Source organism: Actinoplanes sp. NPDC048791 (genome assembly GCF_040650095.1).
Taxonomy (GTDB): Bacteria; Actinomycetota; Actinomycetes; order Mycobacteriales; family Micromonosporaceae; genus Actinoplanes.
The window spans coordinates 1-2,580 of sequence record NZ_JBEZGQ010001113.1; the positions used below are offsets into that span (position 1 = coordinate 1).

General features: G+C 73.7%; 3 protein-coding genes and 1 pseudogene. 1 reads left to right on the plus strand and 3 read right to left on the minus strand.

What is annotated here, in order from left to right; all coding sequences use genetic code 11:
• Positions 1-280: pseudogene (locus tag AB0C29_RS42945) on the minus strand (aminoglycoside phosphotransferase family protein); the annotation flags it as partial.
• A 97-nt stretch (positions 281-377) separates the two neighbouring features.
• On the opposite strand from AB0C29_RS42945, the gene AB0C29_RS42950 reads away from it, so the two are divergent.
• On the plus strand, positions 378-1,163 hold the full coding sequence (locus AB0C29_RS42950) for a transglutaminase-like domain-containing protein (RefSeq protein ID WP_360833347.1): 786 nt from the start codon (positions 378-380) through the stop codon (positions 1,161-1,163).
• Positions 1,164-1,197: 34 nt separating this feature from the next.
• Here AB0C29_RS42950 and alc read toward each other — a convergent pair whose 3' ends face one another.
• Both alc and AB0C29_RS42960 read right to left on the minus strand, forming a co-directional pair.
• On the minus strand, positions 1,198-2,199 hold the full coding sequence (gene alc, locus AB0C29_RS42955; protein WP_360833349.1) for an allantoicase: 1,002 nt from the start codon (positions 2,197-2,199) through the stop codon (positions 1,198-1,200).
• On the minus strand, positions 2,199-2,453 hold the full coding sequence (locus AB0C29_RS42960; protein WP_360833351.1) for an amidohydrolase family protein: 255 nt from the start codon (positions 2,451-2,453) through the stop codon (positions 2,199-2,201). The genes alc and AB0C29_RS42960 overlap by 1 nt, the downstream gene beginning before the upstream one ends.
• Positions 2,454-2,580: the final 127 nt, after the last annotated feature.

Below are 2,580 nucleotides of genomic sequence, written 5' to 3' on the forward strand. Positions count from 1 at the left end.
CGCGCAGCGGGTGCGGCGTCAGGTCGACGTCGGCCGGCGCGAGCGGCACGCCGGGCGGCTCGAAGACCTGGGCCAGGTAGGTGACGTGGCCGCCGGGCTGGGCCGGACGCTCAGCCGTGAGCAGCCGCAACACGTGCACGTCGAGGCCGTGCCGCTCCCGGGTGGCGGCGACCACGTCGGCGGCCTCGGGCCACCAGGGCAGCTCCACCTCGACCGGTGGCAGGGCGCCGAGCATCGCACCGGCGGCATCGACGAGGACAAGCGTCACGGTTCGGCCCACGCCAGGACGGTAGCGGCCGGGCCGGCATCGGGCGACCGCGTTTCCGCCGCCCCCGCCGTAATCCGGACGACATCCGGATCCGGCTACCGTGACGTCCGTGAACAACTCCCAGGTCGGTGCCACGCTCGTCTTCGACGTCACCGAGCCCGCCGAGCTCGTCCTGCTGATCGCCGCCGCGGATCCGGTGTCGGAGACCCTGTCGCTGTCCAGCGACGGCCGCAGTGTGGAGGCGGTGGAGCTGCCCGGTCGCCAGCACTACGTGCGGGTCCCCAAGGGCAGGCTGACCGTCACGTACGCGGCGGAGGTGGCCGTCGCCCGGCCGGTCCCGGCGGACGTCACCGAGCTGGACCGGATCGTCGCGTTGCGGCCGAGCCGGTACTGCCCGTCGGACAAGATGGCCGGCTTCGCGGGCACGCTGTTCAGCGGCCTGCCGGACGCCACCGCGACCGTCCGGGCGATCCGCGACTGGGTGCACGACCACCTCAGCTACGAGGCCGGCAGCAGCGGTCCGAGCACCGACGCGGCGGACACGCTGCTCGACGGCCGGGGCGTCTGCCGCGACTACGCCCACCTGGTCACCACGTTGTGCCGGGCGATGAACGTGCCGGCCCGGGTCGCGGCGGTCTACGCGCCGGGGCTGTCCCCGATGGACTTCCACCTGGTGGTCGAGACCGCGCTGGACGGCCGGTGGCAGGTCTGGGACGCGACCGGCCTCGCTCCCCGGCCGAGCCTGATCCGCATCGCGACCGGCCGGGACGCGGCGGACACCGCCCTGGCCACCACCCTGTCCGGCCTGCTGACCATGCCGGAGCTGGTGATCACCGCGGTGGCCGGCGGCGACCTTCCCCTGGACGACCACACCGGTCTGGTCGAGCTGGCCTGACGAAGACGGGGGCTCGCGAGCGGACGCCCGGCCTTTACGTCACCGCCTCGAAGCGGGCGCGCAGGACAGCACCGTCCGGGCGGCCGTGCAGGCGCAGCCGGGCCATGCCGCCGTCCGGGAAGATGTCCAGCCGCACGTGGGTGGCGACCGGGACCACCGACACCGCGAAGCGGTGCCGGGTGTCCGGGGACAGCCGCACCTGGGGCAGCAGGTCGAACCAGTCGGTCGGGTCGTCGAGCAGCCCGGTGCGGGCGTCGATGCCGCGCAGGGTGGCGCTGCCCGGCGCGTTGCCCTTGAAGTGGCTGGTGTCCAGCTCGGCCAGCTCGATCACCGACGGCACGGCCAGCTGCACCAGCACCCAGTCGTTGCCCTCGTCGCGGCGCCGGGAGGTCTCCCAGCCGTCGCCCATGGACCGGGCCAGGCCCGGGTAGATCATGTTCTGCGGGTGGCCGTAGAACATGTTGCTGCAGCCGGCGATGCGGGCGCCGTACTCGGCCGCGGCCACGTCGAAGACGCTCGGCAGCAGCCGCGGGTCGGGCACGACCTCGCCGTGCACCCGCAGCCGGGCCACCCCGCCGTCCGGGTAGATGTTCAGCCGGATGTGGGTGTAGCGCTGGCTGGAGTCGACCGGGAACAGGTTCTGGCTGTCCCCGACCAGCGGCGAGCGCGGCACCAGCGGCACCCAGTGCGCCTCGGCCAGCTGGACCGGATCCGGGTAGCCCTCCAGCGCCGCGCCCTCGACCGACGCGTGCGGCGGGTAGTTGCCGGTGAAGAACGCGGTGTCGATGTCGATGCCGTGCACGATGCCGGGCGCGCCGAGCCGGATGATCGCGGTGTCGTGCCCGGGCTCGCGCCGCCGCCGGGTCTCCCAGCCGTCGTACACCTGGCCCTTGTGCCCGAAGGTCCGCGGCGCGAACACCGGCCGGGCCGGCTCGACGAGATGGTCGGCCGCGGCGAAGAACTCGTCGTTGGCGAACACCACCCCGCCGCCGAAGGTGCGCGACGCCAGGTCGGGCAGCAGCGTGAACTCCTCCATCAGGAACCCTCCCGGGTCAGGAAGACGCCGCGGGGGGCGTCGCCGGTCACGGTCCGTCCGCGCAGCCAGGTCGTGCGGACCACCCCCGTCAGGACCTTGCCCGCGTACGGCGTGACGGGGTTGCGGTGGTGCAGCCGTACGGGATCGACGGTGAAGTCCGCGGCCGGGTCGAAGGCGACCAGGTCGGCGTCCGCGCCCACCGTGATCCGGCCCTTGCCGGTGAGCCCGACCAGGTCGGCCGGGCGCCGGGCCATCCAGCTCACCACGTCGGCCAGGGAGTGTCCCCCGTCGAGCGCGGCATGGTCGTGGTGAAGCCGGGCTCCAGCACTCCGCACACGGAGTTCGAGGGCCAGGTCTACATCCTCTCGAAGGAGGAGGGCG